Below are 20,646 nucleotides of genomic sequence, written 5' to 3' on the forward strand. Positions count from 1 at the left end.
CGGCGACGTCTCAACTCTCCTCCACCTCGCCCTGCACCTCACCCTGGCTGCTGCGGGTCTGCAGCTCGCGCGCTATCCCCGAGGCGTCCCGGGGCAGCCGCAGCACGAACACCGCGCCGTCCACCCGCCCGTCCGCACCGGTCGAGTTGTCCGCGGTGATGGAACCGCCGTGGATCAGGGCGTTCTCCATGGCGATCGACAGGCCGAGGCCGCTGCCGTCCGAACGGGGCCGGGAGGCGCTCGCCTTGTAGAAGCGGTCGAAGACGTGCGGCAGGACCTCCGCGGGGATGCCGGGTCCGTGGTCCCGCACGGCGATCACCAGGTCCTCCTCGCCGCTCCCGGCGGACGTCTCGGTCCGCACCGACACCCGCACCGGCGATCCGCCGTGCTTCAGCGCGTTGCCGATCAGGTTCGCCAGGATCACGTCCAGGCGGCGCGGGTCGAGCCGCGCCACGATCCCGCGCTCGGCGTCCAGGTCGACCGCGTCCAGCCAGGCCCGCGCGTCGATGCAGGCGGTGATCTGGTCGGCGATGTCGACGTCGTCGAGGACCAGGCGGGCGGTGCCCGCGTCGAAGCGGGTCACCTCCATCAGGTTCTCCACCAGGTCGTTGAGCCGGCGCGTCTCGCTGACGACGAGCGCGACGGCCGGGGCGATCATCGGGTCCAGCGCGTCCTGCTCGTCCTCCAGGACCTCGGTCACGGCGGTCAGCGCGGTCAGCGGGGTGCGCAGCTCGTGCGACATGTCGGCGACGAAGCGGGCGCTCGCCTCCTCCCGCGCGCTCATGTCCGCGACCTTCTTCTGCAGCGACTCGGCCGCGCTGTTGAACGTCCGCGACAGGTCGGCCAGTTCGTCGTTGCCGGAGACCCGCAGCCGGGTGTCCAGCTTGCCCTCGCCGAGCTGCCGGGCCGCCTCGCCGAGCCGGTGCACCGGGCGCAGCACGGTCGTCGCCGCGACCTGCGCGAGCAGCACCGAGCCGATCACGGCGAGGCCGGTGGCGATGCCGAGCGACCAGCCCAGCGAGTTGAGGTCGGCCTTCTCCGCGGCGAGCGACTTGAACACGTAGCCGGTCGGCCCGCCGCCGTCGATCTTCGTCCCGCCGACCAGGTACGGCGTCCCGCCGCGCTGCGTCCGCTGCCAGAACAGGTGGTACGGGTAGGCGTTGCCCTCCGTCACCGCGCGCCGCGTCTCCACGGCCGTGCGCAGCGAGTCCGGCACGTCCGCGAGCGTGAACACGTCCGGGTCGGAGGCGCCCACGATCGGCTTGCCGGCCGCCCGCTCGCCGACGAGCAGCACGCTGTAGCCGGCGCTGCCGCTCGCCATCTGCTCGGCGGTGTGCCGCAGCTCGTCCTCCGTGGGCCGCAGCGGCAGCGTCGCCGCCCGGTTCTGCATCTCCTGCCGGAAGTCGTTGAGCGAGCTGTCCTGGGTGCGCTTGAGCACCGCCTCGCGGTTCAGCCAGTACGCGATGCCGGACGCCGACACGGCCGCGGTGAGCGCGACCAGGGCGAAGACGACGACGAGCCGCAGCCGCAGGCTGGTGAAGCGGAGTACGGAGACGATCCCCTTGGTCACGCAGGAACGTCCAGCCGGTAGCCCACACCTCGTACGGTACGGATCAGGGTCGGCGAGGACGGCACGTCCTCCACCTTGGCGCGCAGCCGCTGCACACAGGCGTCGACGAGCCGCGAGTCGCCCAGGTAGTCGTGCTCCCAGACGAGCCGCAGCAACTGCTGGCGCGACAGGGCCTGGCCGGGCCGCCGGCTCAGCTCCAGGAGCAGCCGCAGCTCGGTCGGCGTGAGCTGCAGGTCCTGCCCGTTCTTGGTGACCGTCATCGCCGAGCGGTCGATCACGAGCGAGCCGAACGTCGCCGAGTCCGTGGACTCGCGCTCGCCGCGGCGCAGCACCGCGCGGATCCGGGCGTCGAGCACCCGGCCCTGCACGGGCTTGACCACGTAGTCGTCGGCACCCGACTCCAGGCCCACGACGACGTCGATGTCGTCGCTGCGGGCCGTGAGCAGGATGATCGGCAGCTGGTCCGTACGCCGGATCCGGCGGCACACCTCGAAACCGTCGATGCCGGGCAGCATCACGTCCAGCACGACCAGGTCCGGACGCTGCTCCTTCAGCAGCTTCAGGCCGTCCTCGCCCGTCGCCGCGGTGGCCACACGGTGGCCCTGGCGGGACAGGGAGAGTTCGAGGGCCGTGCGGATGGCGTCGTCGTCCTCGATCAGCAACAGGAAAGGCACGGCCTCATTCTGTCCCATGCGGCCGTCCGAGATCGACCGTCCGGTCACGCCTCCGTCACTCCGGGGCCTGTGACACGGCTGTGACAGTCGGCGGACACCGCCATGAAGTGCGGCGGGCAGTCTTTTCGACATCAAGGGCTTACGGACTCCAACCGACGGGGGGCGCGAGATGAACGCACTGCACAGCACCACCTCAAGCGCAGTTGTCACGCGTCTCCACGACGTCACGCGGAGCACCGAGAAGTCCGGCGCGGTGAACGGACGGGGGTGCGTTCGCAGCGTCGGGCGTCAGCGCAAGGCGCCGTACATGGTGGCCCTGGCTGACGGGGGTACGGGGTACGGGGAGGCCACGGGGGAGCGTTCCTCTCGGTCGGAGGCGGAGTTCACCGCCTACGTCCAGGAGCGCCGGGCCTCCCTGTACGCCACCGCCTACCACCTGACCGGTGACCGCTTCGAGGCCGAGGACCTGCTCCAGAGCGCGCTGTTCTCCACGTACCGCGCCTGGGACCGGATCAGCGACAAGGCCGCGGTCGGCGGCTACCTGCGCCGCACGATGACGAACCTGCACATCAGCGCCTGGCGGCGGCGCAAGCTCAACGAGTACCCGACCGAGGAGCTGCCGGAGACGGTCGGCGAGACGGACGCGATGCGCGGCACCGAACTGCGCGCCGTCCTCTGGCAGGCGCTGGCCCGGCTGCCCGAACTGCAGCGCACGATGCTGGTGCTGCGCTACTACGAGGGCAGGACCGATCCGGAGATCGCGGAGATCCTGGACATCAGTGTCGGCACGGTGAAGTCGAGCATCTGGCGCTCGCTGCGGCGACTGCGCGAGGACGAGGTGCTGAGCTTCGGCCGTGACGAGGAGGAGTCCTTCGGCGAGTTGGTCGCCTGAGGGCCTGACGGGGGGACCACGGGGGACACGGGGGAAACACGGGGGACCGTACGGGGGTACGGGGGAACCGGCGAGGGCCGGGCAGGATCGGGGGATCCTGTCCGGCCCTCGGCGCGTTCGCGTACGGCGGGGTGCGGGTGCGCGTGGTGAACGGCCATGTGAGCGCGGCGCGCGTCGGCGGTGTGCCCACCCGTTCCGCCCTGAGGAACGTGTGCCCACACCGCGTATCAGCGGCCCGCAGGCGTGCGGCAGCGGCCCGCGGCCGCGGCCGCGAGGCGGCCCAGGGCTTCGGGCCTGGCGCAGGGGTGGGCGCCGAGGGCGGCCTGGCGGGCCACGATGGAGCGCTCGGCGCGCATCAGGCGCCAGCCGCGGCGCAGCAGGAACGGGACCGACTTGCGGCCCTCCTTCAGGTCGCGCAGCAGCCGGCGGCGGAAGGTGGTGGCAGGGCTGCCGCGCAGGCAGAGCGCGTCGGCGAGCACGCCGAGCTCGCGGCAGCGGGCCACGATGTCGGCGGCGAAGATGCCCTCCGCCACGAACAGCGGGGTGCGCTCGATGTCGAGGGTCTCGTGGTCGACGCGCGAGCTGGTGGCGATGTCGTACACGGGCACGTCGGTCCGTCCCGTACGGCACAGCTGCTCGATCGCGGCGACGGCCGCGTCCGCGTCCCAGGAGAGCGGGGAGTCCCAGTCGATGTCCGTGCTGCCGTCGACGAGCGGCAGGGAGGGGTCGTCACCCTCCTTGTAGAAGTCGTCGAGACGGAGCACCGGCAGTCCGGTGCGGGCGGCGAGGGACGACTTGCCGGAGCCGGAGGGGCCCGCGAGCAGGACGACCCGGGTCGGGATCGGTTGGGAACTCACGGGACACCAGTGTGAACCATTCCCCCCAATAGGGGACCACCGAGGTGACCCGTTGGTATCGAGCATCACACCTCCACTACTGTCGGTGCCCGCTCGACCACCCTTCGGAAGGACCCCACCCCATGGCGAGTCACGCCGCTCCCCGATCCACCCGCCGCAGCGCCCTGCTGAAGGCCGGGCTCACCGTCACGGCGGCCGGCGCCGCCCTGCTCGGCGCGGGCGCCGCGGCCCAGGCGGCCGACGGGCTGGGTCTGCCGCTCCCGGTGGACACGCTGACCCAGGCGGACGGCCAGGCCGCCCTGGAAGGCGTCGGCCAGGGCGTGAAGCCGCTGACCGAGCTCCAGATCGACCCGCTGGCCAACACCGGCGTGGACCCGCTGGACAACGGCCTCGGCACGCAGGTCGCCGACTTCAAGCCGGTCGGCACGAACCTGGCGACCGACCTGGTGACGAAGGGCGGCGGTCTCGCGGACCTGCCGGTGGCGGGGCCGCTGGCGACGCGCCTGCTGCCGTAGCGGTACGACGAGGAGGCCCCGGCCGTTCGTGGTCGGGGCCTCTCGCGTGTACCCGGTCTAGTACGAGGAGCCGCTCGCGCCCAGCGAACCCGTGGGGTGCCAGACGGTCTTCGTCTCCAGGAACGCGGTCATGCGGTCCGTGCCCGGGGACTCCGCGAAGTCCTCGGTGGGGCGCGGGCGCAGGACGCGCTTCAGGTTGTCCGCGGCGGCGATCTCCAGCTCGCGGGCCAGGTCGGCGTCCGCGCCGGTCAGGTCGATCGCGTTGACGTCGAGGTGGGCCGCCAGGTGCGGGCCCATCTCGGCGGCCTTGCCGGACAGGATGTTGACGACGCCGCCCGGCAGGTCGGAGGTGGCGAGCACCTCGCCCAGGGAGAGCGCCGGCAGCGGGGCCTGCTCGGAGGCGATCACGACCGCGGTGTTGCCGGTGGCGATGACCGGGGCGATCACCGAGACGAGGCCCAGGAAGGACGACTCCTGCGGGGCGATCACGGTGACGACGCCGGTCGGCTCCGGGGTGGACAGGTTGAAGTACGGGCCCGCCACCGGGTTGGCGCCGCCGACGACCTGGGCGATCTTGTCGGTCCAGCCCGCGTACCAGACCCAGCGGTCGACGGCCGCGTCGACGACTGCGGCGGCCTTCGACTTGCCGAGGCCCTCGGCCTCGCCGACCTCGCGCACGAACTGGTCCCGGCGGCCCTCCAGCATCTCGGCGACGCGGTAGAGGATCTGGCCGCGGTTGTACGCGGTCGCGCCAGCCCAGCCGCCGAACGCCTTGCGGGCCGCGACGACCGCGTCACGGGCGTCCTTGCGGGAGGAGAGCGGGGCGTTGGCCAGCCACTTGCCCTTAGTGTCGGTCACCTCGTACACCCGGCCGCTCTCGGAACGCGGGAACTTCCCGCCCACGTACAGCTTGTAGGTCTTGAAGACGCCAAGACGGGTCTGACTGTCAGACATCGAGGTAGGCCTCCAGACCGTGACGGCCGCCCTCGCGGCCGAAGCCCGACTCCTTGTAGCCGCCGAACGGCGAGGTCGGGTCGAACTTGTTGAACGTGTTGGCCCAGACGACTCCGGCCCGGAGCTTGTTCGCCACCGCGAGGATGCGGGAGCCCTTCTCCGTCCAGATGCCCGCCGACAGGCCGTACTGGCTGTTGTTGGCCTTGGCGACGGCCTCGTCGGGGGTACGGAAGGTCAGCACGGACAGGACCGGGCCGAAGATCTCGTCGCGGGCCACGGTGTGCGCCTGGGTGACGTTCGTGAAGAGCGTCGGGGCGAACCAGTAGCCGGCGGACGGGATGTCGCAGGCGGCGGTCCAGCGCTCGGCGCCCTCCGCCTCGCCCTGCTCGACCAGCGAGGTGATCCGGGCCAGCTGCTCCTCGGAGTTGATGGCGCCGATGTCGGTGTTCTTGTCGAGCGGGTCGCCCAGGCGGAGCGTGGACAGGCGCCGCTTGAGCGAGTCGAGCAGCTCGTCGTGGACGGACTCCTGGACCAGGAGACGGGAGCCCGCGCAGCAGACCTGGCCCTGGTTGAAGAAGATGCCGTTGACGATGCCCTCGACGGCCTGGTCGATGGGGGCGTCGTCGAAGACGATGTTGGCGCCCTTGCCGCCGAGCTCCAGGGTGAGCTTCTTGCGCGTGCCCGCGACGGACTTCGCGATGGACCGGCCGACGGCGGTCGAGCCGGTGAAGGCGACCTTGTTGACGTCCGGGTGCTCGACGAGCGCGGCGCCGGTGTCCCCGTAACCCGGGAGGATGTTGACGACACCCTTCGGGAGGCCGGCCTGGCGGCAGATGTCCGCGAAGAACAGGGCGGACAGCGGGGTGGTCTCGGCGGGCTTCAGGACGACCGTGTTGCCGGTCGCGAGGGCCGGGGCGATCTTCCACGCGAGCATGAGCAGCGGGAAGTTCCACGGGATGACCTGGCCGGCCACGCCCAGCGGGCGCGGGTTCGCGCCGTAGCCGGCGTGGTCGAGCTTGTCGGCCCAGCCCGCGTAGTAGAAGAAGTGCGCGGCGACCAGCGGGAGGTCCGCGTCGCGGGTCTCCTTGATCGGCTTGCCGTTGTCCAGGGTCTCCAGGACGGCCAGCTCGCGGCTGCGCTCCTGGATGATCCGGGCGATCCGGAAGAGGTACTTGGCGCGCTCCGAGCCGGGCAGCGCGGACCACTTCTCGAAGGCGCGGCGGGCGGCCTTCACCGCGCGGTCCACGTCCTCGGCGCCGGCCTGGGCGATCTCGGAGAGGACCTCCTCGGTGGAGGGGGAGACGGTCTTGAAGACCCTGCCGTCGGCCGCGTCGACGAACTCGCCGTCGATGAAGAGGCCGTAGGAGGGCGCGATGTCCACGACGGACCGGGACTCGGGCGCCGGTGCGTACTCGAACGGGGAGGAGGGGGAGGTCATGATGATCAGTCCACCGTCACGTAGTCGGGGCCGGAGTAGTGGCCGGTCGCCAGCTTCTGACGCTGCATGAGCAGGTCGTTCAGCAGGCTGGAGGCGCCGAAGCGGAACCAGTGGTTGTCCAGCCAGTCCGGGCCGGCGGTCTCGTTGACCAGGACCAGGAACTTGATCGCTTCCTTGGTGTTGCGGATGCCGCCGGCCGGCTTCACGCCGATCTGGATGCCGGTCTGGGCGCGGAAGTCGCGCACGGCCTCCAGCATCAGGAGCGTGTTGGCGGGGGTGGCGTTGACCGCGACCTTGCCGGTCGAGGTCTTGATGAAGTCCGCGCCGGCCATCATGCCGAGCCAGGAGGCGCGGCGGATGTTGTCGTACGTGGACAGCTCGCCGGTCTCGAAGATCACCTTGAGGCGGGCGCGGTCGCCGCACTCGGCCTTGATGGCGGCGATCTGCTCGTAGACCTCCAGGTAGCGGCCGGCGAGGAAGGCGCCACGGTCGATGACCATGTCGATCTCGTCGGCGCCGGCGGCGATGGCGTCGGCGGTGTCGGCCAGCTTCACGGGGAGGGCCGCGCGGCCCGCCGGGAAGGCGGTGGCGACGGAGGCGACCTTGACGTCGCTGCCCTTCAGGGCGGCCTTGGCGGTGGCCACCATGTCGGGGTAGACGCAGACGGCGGCGGTCGTCGGGGTCGTGCGGTCGGTCGGATCGGGGTTGACGGCCTTGGCGGCGAGCGCCCGGACCTTGCCCGGGGTGTCCGCGCCTTCGAGCGTCGTCAGGTCGATCATGGAGATGGCCAGGTCGATGGCGTACGCCTTGGCCGTGGTCTTGATCGAACGCGTACCGAGGGACGCGGCGCGCGCCTCCAGGCCGACGGCGTCGACGCCGGGCAGCCCGTGGAGGAAGCGGCGCAGCGTGCTGTCGGACGCGGTCACGTCGGCGAAAGCTTGTGCTGCGGTTGCAGTGGTGGGCATGGTCACCAGTCGAGCATATCTACGCGCGTAGCGGCGTGTACAGGGGCCTGCTCGTCCGAGCGGACTAAAGCGCAGGTGGCGGCGGGGAAGTGGTGGGGCGGGTGAGTCCTGTCACATGCCTGTGACACGGACCGGATGGCTCCGGTACCCCCCGTCCGTAACGTTTCTTCTTGCAGCCAGCCAGAACTCAACCGGCCCCACTCGGGACGAGATGTCAGCGGCATGCGGCTCTTCCTTCCATCCTCTGACCGTCTTCACGGGAGTCGTTATGCGCACCGCCCTTCGCACCGCCGTCGCCACCGCCCTCTTCGCGGGCCTCGCCGTCACCCCGGTTCTCGCCGGCACCGCCTTCGCGGCGGACGGCCCGGCCGCCACCACCGGCAGCGGCACCTCCGTTCCGACCGCGCCGCAGCCGAACGAGCCGAACCAGGACGGGCTGCAGCAGAACGAGCCGAACCAGGGCGTGTCGCCGAAGCAGGACGAGCCGCAGCAGGACGAACCGAAGAAGGACGACCAGAAGCCCGCCCCGGAGGGCGGCACCGTCCTCTCCGGGCCGACGGTCGACGGCTGCACGGTCACGGAGAAGATCGCCTCCGTCTTCCCGTACTGGACGGTCACGCTCACCAACGACGCGAAGCAGGGCCCCAAGGCCGTCCTGCAGGACGAGCACGGCAAGGTCGTCACCACCGTCGACCGCGTGCACCCCGCGGACATCGGCAACGGCGTGAAGATCAAGGACGCGGACACCGCCACTCCGGTGCTCGGCCAGCACACCAACGGCGGCGACTCCGCGCCGTACCAGTGGACCGACTTCCCGAAGCTTCCCAAGGGCTGCCTCACGCCCACCACCCCGGAGCCGGACGGCGGCACCGTGCTCTCCGGGCCGACGGTCCACGGCTGCACGGTCACCGAGGTCATCGCCTCGTCCTACGGCCAGGGTTGGACGGTCACGCTCACCAACGACGCGAAGAAGGGCCCCAAGGCCGTCCTCAAGGACGAGAAGGGCAAGGTCCTGGAGACGGTCGACCGCGCCCACCCCGGCCCGACCGGTCTCGGCCAGAAGATCGTGCACGCCGACACCCTCACCGCGCGCTACGGGCAGCACACCAACGGCGGCGACTCCGCGCCGTACCGCTGGACCGACTTCCCGAAGCTCCCCGAGAACTGCGTCACGAAGACCACGCCCACCACCCCGGCCACGAGCGCCCCGACCCACGGCGGCCAGACCAGCGTCGTCCCGCAGGGCGGGGTCGCCGCCGGCGCCGAGTTCGGCAGCGTCGAGCAGAGCAACGACACGGCCCTCCTCGCCTCCGGCGCGGGCGCCGCCGTGGTCGTCGCCGGCCTGGGCCTGACCGCCCTGCGCCGCCGGGCCACCAACCGCGGCTGACACCGCCCCCCGCGGCTCACACCCCTGAGGGGGTGTCCCGCCGAGCAGGCCGGGCTCGCGACGCCCGGCACCGCCGGGACACCCCCGCGCAGAGCCGCTTCCCCTTCGGCGGGCCGCCCTCCTCCTCGGCGGCCCGCCGCACCCCTTTCCCGGAGCCAGCCCATGACCCGCCGCCCCCTCCTCCTCGCCATGGCCGCGGCCACCGCCGCCCTCGTCCTGACGGGCTGCTCGTCGCCCGCCGCGGAACCCGCGTCCGCCGTCCCCGCCCCGCGGGTCACCGCGACCGCCGCGCCCGCGCCTGCCGAGCAGCCCGCCGCCGCGCCGCTGCCGCGCTCCCTGCCCGTACGCGTGCGGGTGCCCTCCGCCGGCGTCGACACCGGGCCGGTCCTGGAGCTCGGCCTCAACGCCGACGGCACCGTCCAGGTGCCGTCCGTCGCCCAGGCCGACCGGATCGGCTGGTACGACAAGGGCGTCACGCCCGGCGAGACCGGACCCGCGGTCCTCATCGGGCACTACGACACCGTGAAGGGCCCCGCCGTGCTCCGTGACGTCGGCCGGATCCACGTCGGCGACCGCATCACCGTGACGCGCGCCGACGGCACCGACGCCGTGTTCCGGGTCCGGGAGCTGGAGCAGGTCGGCAAGAAGTCGTTCCCCACGAAGAAGGTCTACGGCGACACCAGCCGCCCCGAACTGCGGCTGATCACCTGCGGCGGCGACCTCGTCGACGGCCACCGCCCCGACAACATCGTCGTCTACGCCGACCTGCTCGCCACGGCCTGACAGCCGGAACAGGCACGGGCCCTCTGCGCCGGACGGGGACGGCTGAGGCACAATCGGGCCCATGACGAGCCCGACGCCTTCCGCGCAGCCCTCCGAGCCCGACCAGGAGGACCGTGTCTTCCGTTCCTCCACGGGGATCGCCGGCGGGGTCTTCCTGCTCCTGCTCGTCGCGTTCTTCGGCGGCGACGCGATCGTGCGCGGGGCCGGGCGGACGCCGTGGGTGACGCTCGCCGTGCTGATCATGACCGTGCCGCTGATCGTGGCCTTCACCATCCGGCCGGCGGTCTACGCGAACGAGCTCCGGCTGCGCGTCCGCAACCCGTTCCGGACCATCACCATGCCCTGGGGCACGGTCGCCGACGTGCGGGCCGGCTACTCCAGCGAGGTGATGACGCACGACGGCGGCCGCTACCAGCTGTGGGCGGTGCCGGTGTCGCTGCGGCAGCGCAAGCGGGCCGCGCGCAAGGCGGCCACCGCCTCGCAGGACGACCCGCACGGCCGTACCTCCGCCACCGCCGACGTCACCGACATCAAGGCCCGCTACGCGCCCGCCGACAAGACCGTCGCCGACCTGCGCGACATGAGCGAGCGGCTCGGCGGCCGGGCGGAGACGGCGGGCGAGGTGCAGGTGCGCTGGGCGTACGAGGTGATCGCGCCGGCCGTCGTCGGGCTCGTGCTCCTGGTGATCCTCATCGCGACCGGCTGACCCGCCTGCGTCCGCACGGTCACGGCGGCCCCGGCCACACCAGCAGCATGTAGCCGCCCAGCCACGCCGACGACAGCGCCGCCCCGCCCAGCACCACGGCCGCCGCCGCGAACCGCGCCCGGGCCACCGCCACGGCCAACGGCAACAGCAGCGGAAAACCCGGCAGGAGGAAGCGGGCGCGCGGGAAGTACACGCCGCCGCTGCCCAGCACCACCAGGAGCAGCACCCCGGTGAACACGAGCAGCGGCACCGGCTGACGGTCCCGCCCCCGGTCCGCCACCGCGAGCACGTACAGCGCGGTGGCGCCGACCAGGACGGCCGACACCGCGACCAGGAACAGCTGCGGATGCCGGGCGTAGACCAGCAGATCGCGCAGCGCGCGCAGGGTGACCACGCCGCCGTCCCACTCGTTCGCCCAGGTCCGCTGCACCGCGAGGTAGCCGTCCCAGCGGCCGAGACGCAGCCCCACCCAGCCCGTGAACCCCAGCCAGCCCAGCGGCGCGGCGAAGCCGGCCACCAGCGCCGGGCGGTCGCCCCGCCGGGCCGCGAGCAGCGCCGCCACCGACACCGCCGCCGCGACCGCGATCCCCGTCGGCCGGGTCAGCCCCGCCGCCACCGCGAGCCCCGCCGCCCACCCCCAGCGCCCGGCCAGGACCGCGTACAGCGCCCCCGCCGCCAGCGCCGTGAACAGCGACTCCGTATAGCCCATCCACTGCACCACCGCCACCGGCGACGCCCCCCACAACACCACCAGGACCGCGCCCGTACGCCGCCCGTGCAGCCGCTCGCCGACCGCGAAGATCCCGAGCGCGGCGCCCAGCGAGCAGACCCCGGCGATCACCAGCGCGACGGAGGCCCGGGAGCCCGGCGTCACGGCCGCGACGGCCTTGATCAGGGCCGGGTAGAGCGGGAAGAAGGCGAGGCTGCTGTGGTGGCTGAGCCCTTGGTCGTAGCCGTGGTCGGCGATCCCCAGGTACCAGCCCGAGTCCCACGAGGTCGCGAGCGTCGGCCACACCCCGTGCCCCTTGAGGTGCGCCCAGTGGGCCAGGACCAGCAGCCCCAGGGTCCGTACCGCCAGATAGCCGAGGAGGGCGGGGGCGGCCCGGCGGAGCAGCGGTACGGCGGGCCGTGGGGCCGGGCACCGGGTCGGTGCGGGTGCGAGCGGCGCGGTGAGCACCGGGTCACCCTGGCCCCGCGCACGCGGCGGAGGGCACGCGCGTTACGGCACCCGCCGTAACCGGTTCACCCGTACGGGAACGCCGGAGGGCCCGTACGGGAACGGTTCCGTACGGGCCCTCCGGCGGTCCGGGCGGTCAGAGACCGGCGGCCTCGGCCAGGTCCTTCTTGATCGAGGCGAGGACCTCGGCGGCCGTCGCGCGGGCCGTCGCCAGCCCGCTCGCGTCGGCGACCGGGACCACGACCTCCAGGTAGCACTTGAGCTTGGGCTCGGTGCCGGACGGGCGGACGATCACCCGGGCCTTGTAGGCGCCCTCCAGGTGGTAGCGCAGACCGTCGGTCGGCGGCAGCGACTCCGTGCCCTTCGTCAGGTCCTCCGCCGAGACGACCGTCAGGCCGGCCAGCTGCACCGGGGGCTTCTCGCGCAGCGCGGTCATGGCGTTCGCGATGACCGTCAGGTCCTCGACGCGCACCGACAGCTGGTCCGTGGCGTGCAGACCGTGCGCCACCGCCAGGTCGTCGAGCAGGTCGGTGAGCGTGCGGTCGCGCTCCTTCAGCTCCGAGGCCAGCTCGGCGACGAGCAGCGCCGCCGTGATGCCGTCCTTGTCGCGGACGCCCTCCGGGTCGACGCAGTAGCCGAGCGCCTCCTCGTAGCCGTACCGCAGGCCCTCGACGCGGGCGATCCACTTGAAGCCGGTCAGCGTCTCCTCGTAGCCGACGCCCGCGGCCTCCGCGATCCGGCCGAGCAGGGACGACGACACGATCGACTCGGCGAAGACGCCGGTGGCGCCCTTGTGCACCAGGTGCGCGGCGAGCAGCGCGCCCACCTCGTCGCCGCGGAGCATCCGCCAGCCGCCCTCGACGGACGCGTCCGGCACGGCCACCGCGCAGCGGTCGGCGTCCGGGTCGTTCGCGATCACGATGTCCGGGTCCACGGCCCGCGCCGCCTCGAACGCGAGGTCCATCGCGCCCGGCTCCTCCGGGTTCGGGAACGCGACCGTCGGGAACGCCGGGTCCGGGTCGGCCTGCTCGGCGACCAGGGCCGGCGGCGGGAAGCCGTGCCGGCCGAACGCCGCCGTCAGCACGTCCTTGCCGACGCCGTGCATGGCCGTGTAGACGGTCCGTACCGTACGGGGCGAGCCGGGCGTGAGGACCGCGTCCGTCCGCTCCAGGTACGCCTCCAGGACCTCGTCGCCGAGGGTCTCCCAGCCGCTGTCCGGACGCGGTACGTCGGCCAGCGCGCGCACCGCGGCGATCTCGGCGGCGATCTCCGCGTCCGCGGGCGGCACGATCTGCGAACCGTCGCCCAGGTACACCTTGTAGCCGTTGTCCCGCGGCGGGTTGTGGCTCGCGGTCACCTCGACGCCCGCGACGGCACCCAGATGCCTTATCGCGTACGCCAGGACGGGCGTCGGCAGCGGCCGCGGGAGCAGCGCGGCGCGCAGGCCCGCGCCGGTCATCACGGCGGCGGTGTCGCGCGCGAAGTCGGCGGACTTGTAGCGGGCGTCGTAGCCGATGACCACGAGGCCGCCGGTCCGGCCCTTCGCCTTGAGGTACGCGGCGAGGCCCGCGGCGGCGCGGATGACCACGGCGCGGTTCATCCGCATCGGCCCCGCGCCGAGCTCGCCACGGAGCCCGGCGGTGCCGAACTGCAGCGTGCCGGCGAAGCGGATGGCGAGCTCGTCGGTGTCCCCGCGGTCGAGGAGCGCGCCGAGTTCGTCGCGGGTCTCCTGGTCGGGGTCCTCGGCGAGCCACGCCTGGGCCCGGGCGAGGAGGTCGTCCTGCGTCACGGTGGTGTGCCTTTCGGGGGGTGCGGGTGGTGGTGGGCGGCGGGAAGGGGGGTGCGGGTGCCGCTGCGCGGAGCCTTTCCCCACCCCGCCCCTTCCCGTAACCGGGGGCTCCGCCCCCGGACCCCCGCGCCTCGGACGCCGGCGGGGCTGGATTTCGGCGGAGCCCCCGGTTCCTGCGGTCAGATGCGGTCGAGCACCCGGGTGAGCAGCTCGCCCATGCGCGCCGCCGAGTCGCGGCCCGCCTGGAGGACCTCCTCGTGGTTCAGCGGCTCGCCCGAGAGCCCCGCGGCGAGGTTGGTGACCAGGGAGATGCCGAGGACCTCCGCGCCGGCCTCGCGGGCGGCGATCGCCTCGAGGACGGTGGACATGCCGACGAGGTCGCCGCCCAGGACGCGGACCATGTTGATCTCGGCCGGGGTCTCGTAGTGCGGGCCGGGGAACTGGACGTACACGCCCTCCTCCAGCGTCTCGTCGACCTCCTTGCACAGCGCGCGCAGCCGCGGCGAGTACAGGTCGGTCAGGTCGACGAAGTTCGCGCCCTCGATCGGCGACGCCGCCGTCAGGTTGAGGTGGTCGCTGATGAGGACCGGCTGGCCGGGGCGCATGCCCTCGCGGAGGCCGCCGCAGCCGTTGGTGAGGACGACGGTCTTGCAGCCGGCGGCGACGGCGGTGCGGACGCCGTGCGCGACGGCGGCGACACCGCGGCCCTCGTAGTAGTGGGTGCGGCCGAGGAAGACCAGGGCGCGCTTCTCGCCGATCTTGTACGAGCGGATCTTGCCGCCGTGGCCCTCGACGGCCGGCGGCGGGAAGCCGGGCAGCTCGGTGACCGGGAACTCGGCCTCGGGGGCGCCGAGCGCGTCGACGGCGGGGGCCCAGCCGGAGCCCATGACCAGGGCGACGTCGTGGTTCTCGACACCGGTCAGCTCGCGCAGGCGCGCGGCGGCGGCCTCGGCGGCCTCGTACGGGGTGGTAGTGGCGTTCACTGACTCTCTCGCCTCGGGGAGGGGGGTCCGAGGGGAGCCCCGGACGGATTCGATTCGCGAAGCAGCCTAGCCCGAGAATTCCTACGCGCGTAGATGACGGCGCGCACGGAGCTGCGATCGTTGTCTTGTCGTTTCCGACAAGGGCGGAAAAGGGACCGCGGCGCTCCGCCTCAGCAGGGGCGCTTGCGCAGCTCCATCACGTAGTCGTGCGGCGCCCCGGCCGACTCCGCCGCGTCCGCGATCTCGCCCAGGTAGCGGGCCGAGGGCAGCCCGCCCTCGTACGCGTTCAGCACGTACACCCAGGTCGGCTCGTCGCCGTCCAGCGTGTGCACGCGCACCCGCATCCGCCGGTAGATGTCGAGGCCGACGCCCTCCCAGCGGTCCATCGAGTCCTCGTCCATCGGCGCGATGTCGTACAGCGCGACGAAGACCTGGGAGCGCGGTGCCTCCACGATCGTGGCGAGCGCTCCCTCCCAGCCCATCTGCTCCCCGCCGAAGGTCAGCCGCCAGCCGTTCAGCCAGCCGGTGCCGCGCAGCGGCGAGTGCGGTGCGCGGCGGCTCATCAGCCGCGCGTCGAGGTTGCCGGCGTACGCGGCGTAGAGCGACATGGGGTCGAGGGTACGGGAGGGGACGGGGTCGCCGCGGAAGTCCGGGACGGGCCCGGACGGAGGCGGCCGCGAGCCCCCTGGCGCGTGGCCCGGCCGCGCGTACGCGACAATGGGTTACGCACTTGAAGCGTGCGGGACAATGGCGTACGCACTGCAGCCCAGCGGGGTGACCCCCCGGCAGAACGAGAGCGCGAGGCGTAGATCCCAGTGACCCGGATCGTGATCATCGGCGGCGGACCCGGCGGATACGAGGCGGCCCTCGTGGGCGCCCAGCTCGGCGCGGAGGTGACCGTCGTCGACTGCGACGGCCTCGGCGGCGCGTCCGTCCTGACCGACTGCGTCCCCTCCAAGACCCTGATCGCCACCGCCGAGGTGATGACCACCTTCGACTCCTCGTACGAGGAGCTGGGCATCATCGTCGCCGACGACACCCCGCCCCTGGAGCAGTCCGCCCGCGTGGTCGGCGTGGACCTGGGCAAGGTGAACCGCCGTGTGAAGCGGCTCGCGCTCGCCCAGTCGCACGACATCACCGCGTCCGTGACCCGGGCCGGCGCCCGCGTGCTGCGCGGCCGCGGTCGCCTCGACGGGCGGCAGGCGCTCGACGGCTCGCGCCAGGTGGTCGTCACGGCCGCCGACGGCAGCGAGGAGACGCTGACCGCGGACGCCGTCCTGATCGCCACCGGCGGGCACCCGCGCGAGCTGCCGGACGCCAAGCCGGACGGCGAGCGGATCCTGAACTGGACCCAGGTCTACGACCTCAAGGAGCTCCCGGAGGAGCTCATCGTGGTCGGTTCCGGTGTCACCGGTGCCGAGTTCGCCGGCGCCTACCAGGCCCTCGGCTCCCGCGTCACGCTCGTTTCCAGCCGCGACCGCGTGCTGCCGGGTGAGGACCCGGACGCGGCCGCCGTCCTGGAGGACGTCTTCCGGCGCCGTGGCATGAACGTCATGGCCCGCTCCCGTGCCGAGTCCGCCAAGCGGGTCGGCGACCGGGTCGAGGTCACCCTCTCCGACGGCCGGGTCATCTCCGGCACGCACTGCCTGATGGCGGTCGGCGCCATCCCCAACACCGCGGGCATGGGCCTGGAGGAGGCCGGCGTCCGGCTGAAGGACTCCGGGCACATCTGGACCGACAAGGTGTCCCGCACCACCGCCCCCGGCGTCTACGCGGCCGGTGACGTCACCGGCGTCTTCGCGCTCGCCTCGGTGGCGGCCATGCAGGGGCGCATCGCCATGTACCACTTCCTCGGCGACGCGGTGACCCCGCTCAACCTGAAGACGGTCTCCTCCAACGTCTTCACCGACCCCGAGATCGCCACCGTCGGCTACACCCAGGCCGACGTGGACGCGGGCAAGATCGAGGCCCGGGTCGTCAAGCTGCCGCTGCTGCGCAACCCCCGCGCGAAGATGCAGGGCATCCGGGACGGCTTCGTCAAGATCTTCTGCCGCCCCGGCACCGGGATCGTGGTCGGCGGCTGTGTCGTCGCCCCGCGCGCGAGCGAGCTGATCCACCCGATCTCGATCGCGGTCGACAACAATCTGACGGTTGAACAGATCGCAAATGCTTTCACCGTGTACCCCTCCCTGTCGGGCTCGATCGCGGAAGTGGCACGGCAGTTGCACACCCGAAAGACCGCGGCCGAGGCCTGAGGCCGGCGTCGGCGACCGCCCCGGCCTGCGGGAACGGTTCGCCGACTCGGACAACCCCCGGCAAGCCGGGGCATAGAACGATCAACGGCGGGGTCCCTCATACCACTTGGGGACCCCGTCTGTGTGCATCTTCTGCATTTCGGCCCAAAGTGCCGTGGGTCACGTTACTGTCGGTTTCGTGTTCGCTGCAGAACGTCGCCAGTTGATCCTCGAAATGGTGCGTGCCAATGGAGCCGTGTCGCTCCGCGAGCTCGCCCGCGTCGTCCAGACCTCAGAAGTGACCGTACGGCGTGACGTGCGGGCACTGGAGGCAGAAGGACTCCTCGACCGCCGGCACGGCGGTGCGGTACTGCCGGGCGGACTCACCCGCGAGTCCGGCTTCCCGCAGAAATCCCATCTCGCGACGGCCGAGAAGACGGCCATCGCCGACGTCGCCGCGACCCTCGTCGAGGAAGGCGAGGCCATCGTCGTCGGCGCGGGCACCACCACGCAGGAGCTGGCCCGCCGGCTCGCCCGGGTGCCCGGACTCACCGTCGTCACCAACTCGCTGCTCGTCGCCCAGGCCCTCGCCCACGCCAACCGGGTCGAGGTCGTCATGACCGGCGGCACCCTGCGCGGTTCCAACTACGCGCTCGTGGGCAGCGGGGCCGAGCAGTCGCTCCAGGGGCTGCGGGTCTCCCGGGCCTTCCTCTCGGGCAGCGGGCTGACCGCCGAGCGCGGCCTGTCCACGTCCAACATGCTCTCCGCGAGCGTGGACCGGGCGCTGGTGCAGGCGGCGGCGGAGGTCGTGGTGCTCGCCGACCACACCAAGCTCGGCACGGACACCATGTTCCAGACGGTGCCCACCGACGTGATCACCCGCCTGGTCACGGACGAGCCCCCGGTCCACGACGAGCGCGCCGCCACCGAGCTCCAGGCCCTCGCCGACCAGGGCGTCCAGATCGCCGTGGCCGGCACCGGCGCCCCCGCGCACGGGAGCGAGCCGCACCCACCGGGCGGCGGCCGTCCGCGCCGTGACGTCCCGCTGCCCGGCCAGCGCGGCCGACTGCCCGGCGGCCAGTTCCGCGGCGGCCCGGGCGGCCTCCCCGGCGAGATGCTCGCACCCGAACGGGCGGCGCGGGTCGCGGACATGCGCCGCCGCTGACCGATCGCGTACGGGGCGGGGTTCGCGTACCGGCCGGGGCCTGCGTGCGGGGGGCGAGGCCCGGTTCTCGTACGGGCCGGCGGCTACGGCTTCAGGCCGCGTACCGTCAGGTCGAGCAGGCGGTCCGCCAACCCCGGGTCCTCCGGGGAGCGTTCGGCGGCCAGGGCGATCGCGTTGGTGAGCTGGATCAGGTCGCCGATCGGCACGTCCGCGCGCACCGTGCCCGCCGCGCGGGCCCGGTCGAGCAGCCGGGTGCCGGCCGCGCGCAGCGGTCCACGGCACGCGGAGAGCGCCGAACTCCCGTCGGGCGAGGCCGACATGAGCGCGATCGACAGCCCGCGGTACTCGCTCGCGTGGGCGATCAGGGTGCGCAGCCAGGTCATGAGCGCGGCGCACGGGTCCGGGTCCTCCGTCAGCTCAGCGGAGCGGCGGAGAAGCGCGGCGAGCGCGTCCTGGAAGACGGCGCCGAGCAGCGCCTCGCGGCTGGGGAAATGCCGGTAGAGGGTGCCGATGCCGACCCCGGCGCGGCGCGCGATGTCCTCCAGGGAGGCGTCGGTGCCGTGCGCGGCGAAAGCGGCACGGGCCTCGGCGAGCAGCCGCTCGTGGTTGCGGCGCGCGTCGGCTCGCATCCGTACTTCCTCCGCATGGCTCTGGTGTCACGAAGGGCCCGCAGGCGGTGGATGCCTGCGGGCCCTTCGTACCGTACCCCGGTCGGAACCGGGGCCGGGATCAGTCCTTGATCTCGCAGATCGCGGCGCCGGACGTGATGGAGGCGCCGACCTCGGCGGACAGGCCCTTGATGGTGCCGGCCTTGTGCGCGTTGAGCGGCTGCTCCATCTTCATGGCCTCCAGGACGACGATCAGGTCGCCCTCCTGGACCTCGGCGCCCTCCTCGACGGCCACCTTGACGATGGTGCCCTGCATCGGGGAGGCGAGGGTGTCGCCGGAAGCCGTCGGGCCGGACTTCTTGGCGGCGCGGCGCTTCGGCTTGGCGCCGGCGGCGAGGCCGGTCCGGGCCAGGGTCATGCCCAGCGACGACGGCAGGGAGACCTCGAGGCGCTTGCCGCCGACCTCGACGACGATCGTCTCGCGGCCGGTCTCGTCCTCGTCGGCCTCGCCGCCCGCCGGGGCGAACGGCTTGATCTCGTTGACGAACTCGGTCTCGATCCACCGGGTGTGGACGCGGAACGGGTCGGCGGTGAACGCCGGGTCGACCACGACGGCCTGGTGGAACGGGATGGCCGTGGCCATGCCCTCGACCTTGAACTCGGCGAGCGCGCGGGCGGCGCGCTGCAGCGCCTGCTCGCGGGTGGCGCCGGTGACGATCAGCTTGGCGAGCAGCGAGTCCCAGGCCGGGCCGATGACCGAGCCGGACTCGACGCCCGCGTCCAGGCGGACACCGGGGCCGGTCGGCGGCTCGAAGACGGTGACGGTGCCGGGCGCCGGGAGGAAGTTGCGGCCCGGGTCCTCGCCGTTGATGCGGAACTCGAAGGAGTGACCGCGGACGGCCGGGTCGCCGTAGCCGAGCTCCTCGCCGTCGGCGATGCGGAACATCTCGCGGACCAGGTCGATGCCGGTGACCTCTTCGGTGACCGGGTGCTCGACCTGGAGGCGGGTGTTGACCTCCAGGAAGGAGATCGTGCCGTCGGTGCCGACGAGGAACTCGACGGTGCCCGCGCCGACGTAGCCGGCCTCCTTGAGGATGGCCTTGGACGCCGCGTACAGCTCGGCGTTCTGCTCGTCCGTCAGGAACGGCGCCGGGGCCTCCTCGACGAGCTTCTGGTGCCGGCGCTGCAGCGAGCAGTCACGGGTGGAGACGACGACGACGTTGCCGTGCTTGTCGGCGAGGCACTGGGTCTCGACGTGGCGCGGCTTGTCGAGGTAGCGCTCGACGAAGCACTCGCCGCGGCCGAAGGCGGCGACGGCCTCGCGGACGGCGGAGTCGTAGAGCTCCGGCACCTCTTCGAGGGTGCGGGCGACCTTCAGACCGCGGCCACCGCCACCGAAGGCGGCCTTGATGGCGATCGGCAGGCCGTTGGCCTCGGCGAAGGCGACGACCTCGTCGGCGCCCGAGACCGGGTCCGGGGTGCCGGCGACCAGCGGGGCGCCGGCGCGCTGCGCGATGTGGCGGGCGGCGACCTTGTCACCGAGGTCGCGGATGGCCTGCGGCGGCGGGCCGATCCAGGTGAGGCCGGCGTCGATCACGGCCTGGGCGAAGTCGGCGTTCTCGGAGAGGAAGCCGTAACCCGGGTGGATCGCGTCGGCACCGGAGTCCGCCGCGGCCTGGAGCACCTTGGCCATGTCCAGGTAACTGGTGGCCGGGGTGTCACCGCCCAGGGCGAACGCCTCGTCGGCCGCGCGGACGTGCAGAGCGTCCCGGTCCGGATCGGCGTAGACGGCTACGCTGGCGATCCCGGCGTCCCGGCAGGCCCGGGCGACGCGGACAGCGATTTCGCCACGGTTGGCGATGAGCACCTTGCGCACGATGGCTCCCTCCTTGAAACAAGCTGAGTTTAGGGACTGCCGACACGGCCTTTCGACCCGTCCCCAGTGGTGA

General features: G+C 72.8%; 19 protein-coding genes. 7 read left to right on the forward strand and 12 right to left on the reverse strand.

Translation table 11 applies throughout. From position 1 onward, the window contains the following. Window positions 1-10: 10 nt before the first annotated feature. Window positions 11-1,570 (reverse strand): ATP-binding protein, encoded by a 1,560-nt coding sequence (locus ACWEV0_RS05615; RefSeq protein WP_453146740.1) that lies wholly within the window; start codon window positions 1,568-1,570, stop codon window positions 11-13. After that, window positions 1,567-2,244: a two-component system response regulator AfsQ1 gene (afsQ1, locus tag ACWEV0_RS05620; RefSeq protein ID WP_403795842.1), complete on the reverse strand. Its 678-nt coding sequence runs from the start codon at window positions 2,242-2,244 to the stop codon at window positions 1,567-1,569. Before afsQ1 ends, ACWEV0_RS05615 begins: the two co-directional genes overlap by 4 nt. Before the next feature lie 169 nt (window positions 2,245-2,413). Here afsQ1 and ACWEV0_RS05625 point away from each other — a divergent pair, with 169 nt between their 5' ends. Beyond that, on the forward strand, window positions 2,414-3,136 hold the full coding sequence (locus ACWEV0_RS05625; RefSeq protein ID WP_453146742.1) for a SigE family RNA polymerase sigma factor: 723 nt from the start codon (window positions 2,414-2,416) through the stop codon (window positions 3,134-3,136). A 227-nt stretch (window positions 3,137-3,363) separates the two neighbouring features. On the opposite strand, the gene ACWEV0_RS05630 is transcribed toward ACWEV0_RS05625, so the two are convergent. Next, complete coding sequence (locus tag ACWEV0_RS05630) at window positions 3,364-4,059, reverse strand: uridine kinase family protein (RefSeq protein ID WP_453146744.1); 696 nt, start codon at window positions 4,057-4,059, stop codon at window positions 3,364-3,366. 56 nt (window positions 4,060-4,115) lie between these two features. Between ACWEV0_RS05630 and ACWEV0_RS05635 the strand changes: the two genes are divergently transcribed. Beyond that, entirely contained in the window at window positions 4,116-4,508 is a 393-nt protein-coding gene (locus ACWEV0_RS05635) for a hypothetical protein (protein ID WP_453146746.1), read from the forward strand. A gap of 57 nt (window positions 4,509-4,565) precedes the next feature. Here ACWEV0_RS05635 and ACWEV0_RS05640 read toward each other — a convergent pair whose 3' ends face one another. From ACWEV0_RS05640 to deoC, 3 genes are read right to left on the reverse strand one after another with little or no spacing between them, the layout of a single operon-like run. Continuing rightward, the gene (locus tag ACWEV0_RS05640) at window positions 4,566-5,462 is read right to left on the reverse strand and encodes an aldehyde dehydrogenase family protein (RefSeq protein WP_403795853.1); all 897 of its coding nucleotides are present in this window, start codon (window positions 5,460-5,462) and stop codon (window positions 4,566-4,568) included. Beyond that, window positions 5,455-6,900: an aldehyde dehydrogenase family protein gene (locus tag ACWEV0_RS05645; protein ID WP_453146747.1), complete on the reverse strand. Its 1,446-nt coding sequence runs from the start codon at window positions 6,898-6,900 to the stop codon at window positions 5,455-5,457. The genes ACWEV0_RS05640 and ACWEV0_RS05645 overlap by 8 nt, the downstream gene beginning before the upstream one ends. Before the next feature lie 5 nt (window positions 6,901-6,905). Beyond that, on the reverse strand, window positions 6,906-7,865 hold the full coding sequence (gene deoC, locus ACWEV0_RS05650) for a deoxyribose-phosphate aldolase (protein ID WP_453146749.1): 960 nt from the start codon (window positions 7,863-7,865) through the stop codon (window positions 6,906-6,908). Window positions 7,866-8,133: 268 nt separating this feature from the next. On the opposite strand from deoC, the gene ACWEV0_RS05655 reads away from it, so the two are divergent. The 3 genes from ACWEV0_RS05655 to ACWEV0_RS05665 all read left to right on the forward strand — a co-directional run bounded on the left by ACWEV0_RS05655 (window position 8,134) and on the right by ACWEV0_RS05665 (window position 10,741). Then, window positions 8,134-9,252, forward strand: a complete 1,119-nt coding sequence (locus tag ACWEV0_RS05655) for a hypothetical protein (RefSeq protein WP_453146751.1) — start codon at window positions 8,134-8,136, stop codon at window positions 9,250-9,252. 162 nt (window positions 9,253-9,414) lie between these two features. Next, window positions 9,415-10,035 carry a class F sortase gene (locus ACWEV0_RS05660; RefSeq protein ID WP_453146752.1) on the forward strand — a complete coding sequence of 207 codons (621 nt, stop codon included), beginning with the start codon at window positions 9,415-9,417 and terminating at the stop codon, window positions 10,033-10,035. Between the two features lie 61 nt (window positions 10,036-10,096). Then, entirely contained in the window at window positions 10,097-10,741 is a 645-nt protein-coding gene (locus tag ACWEV0_RS05665; RefSeq protein ID WP_453146754.1) for a PH domain-containing protein, read from the forward strand. A gap of 19 nt (window positions 10,742-10,760) precedes the next feature. Here ACWEV0_RS05665 and ACWEV0_RS05670 read toward each other — a convergent pair whose 3' ends face one another. From ACWEV0_RS05670 to ACWEV0_RS05685, 4 genes are all read right to left on the reverse strand, one after another. Next, the gene (locus ACWEV0_RS05670) at window positions 10,761-11,918 is read right to left on the reverse strand and encodes a hypothetical protein (protein ID WP_453146756.1); all 1,158 of its coding nucleotides are present in this window, start codon (window positions 11,916-11,918) and stop codon (window positions 10,761-10,763) included. 136 nt (window positions 11,919-12,054) lie between these two features. Next, window positions 12,055-13,707 carry a phospho-sugar mutase gene (locus ACWEV0_RS05675; RefSeq protein WP_453146758.1) on the reverse strand — a complete coding sequence of 551 codons (1,653 nt, stop codon included), beginning with the start codon at window positions 13,705-13,707 and terminating at the stop codon, window positions 12,055-12,057. A gap of 179 nt (window positions 13,708-13,886) precedes the next feature. Beyond that, window positions 13,887-14,690: a purine-nucleoside phosphorylase gene (locus tag ACWEV0_RS05680; RefSeq protein WP_403795871.1), complete on the reverse strand. Its 804-nt coding sequence runs from the start codon at window positions 14,688-14,690 to the stop codon at window positions 13,887-13,889. 170 nt (window positions 14,691-14,860) lie between these two features. Continuing rightward, entirely contained in the window at window positions 14,861-15,298 is a 438-nt protein-coding gene (locus ACWEV0_RS05685) for a gamma-glutamylcyclotransferase (RefSeq protein WP_403795874.1), read from the reverse strand. A 207-nt stretch (window positions 15,299-15,505) separates the two neighbouring features. Between ACWEV0_RS05685 and ACWEV0_RS05690 the strand changes: the two genes are divergently transcribed. After that, window positions 15,506-16,945 carry an NAD(P)H-quinone dehydrogenase gene (locus tag ACWEV0_RS05690; RefSeq protein WP_453146760.1) on the forward strand — a complete coding sequence of 480 codons (1,440 nt, stop codon included), beginning with the start codon at window positions 15,506-15,508 and terminating at the stop codon, window positions 16,943-16,945. A 214-nt stretch (window positions 16,946-17,159) separates the two neighbouring features. Beyond that, window positions 17,160-18,089 carry a DeoR family transcriptional regulator gene (locus ACWEV0_RS05695; protein WP_453146804.1) on the forward strand — a complete coding sequence of 310 codons (930 nt, stop codon included), beginning with the start codon at window positions 17,160-17,162 and terminating at the stop codon, window positions 18,087-18,089. Between the two features lie 83 nt (window positions 18,090-18,172). On the opposite strand, the gene ACWEV0_RS05700 is transcribed toward ACWEV0_RS05695, so the two are convergent. Both ACWEV0_RS05700 and ACWEV0_RS05705 read right to left on the reverse strand, forming a co-directional pair. Further along, a complete protein-coding gene (locus tag ACWEV0_RS05700; RefSeq protein ID WP_453146762.1) occupies window positions 18,173-18,718 on the reverse strand; it encodes a TetR/AcrR family transcriptional regulator in 546 nt (181 codons plus the stop codon). 100 nt (window positions 18,719-18,818) lie between these two features. After that, a complete protein-coding gene (locus ACWEV0_RS05705; RefSeq protein ID WP_453146764.1) occupies window positions 18,819-20,573 on the reverse strand; it encodes an acetyl/propionyl/methylcrotonyl-CoA carboxylase subunit alpha in 1,755 nt (584 codons plus the stop codon). Window positions 20,574-20,646: the final 73 nt, after the last annotated feature.

Source organism: Streptomyces sp. NPDC003943, from assembly GCF_053605265.1.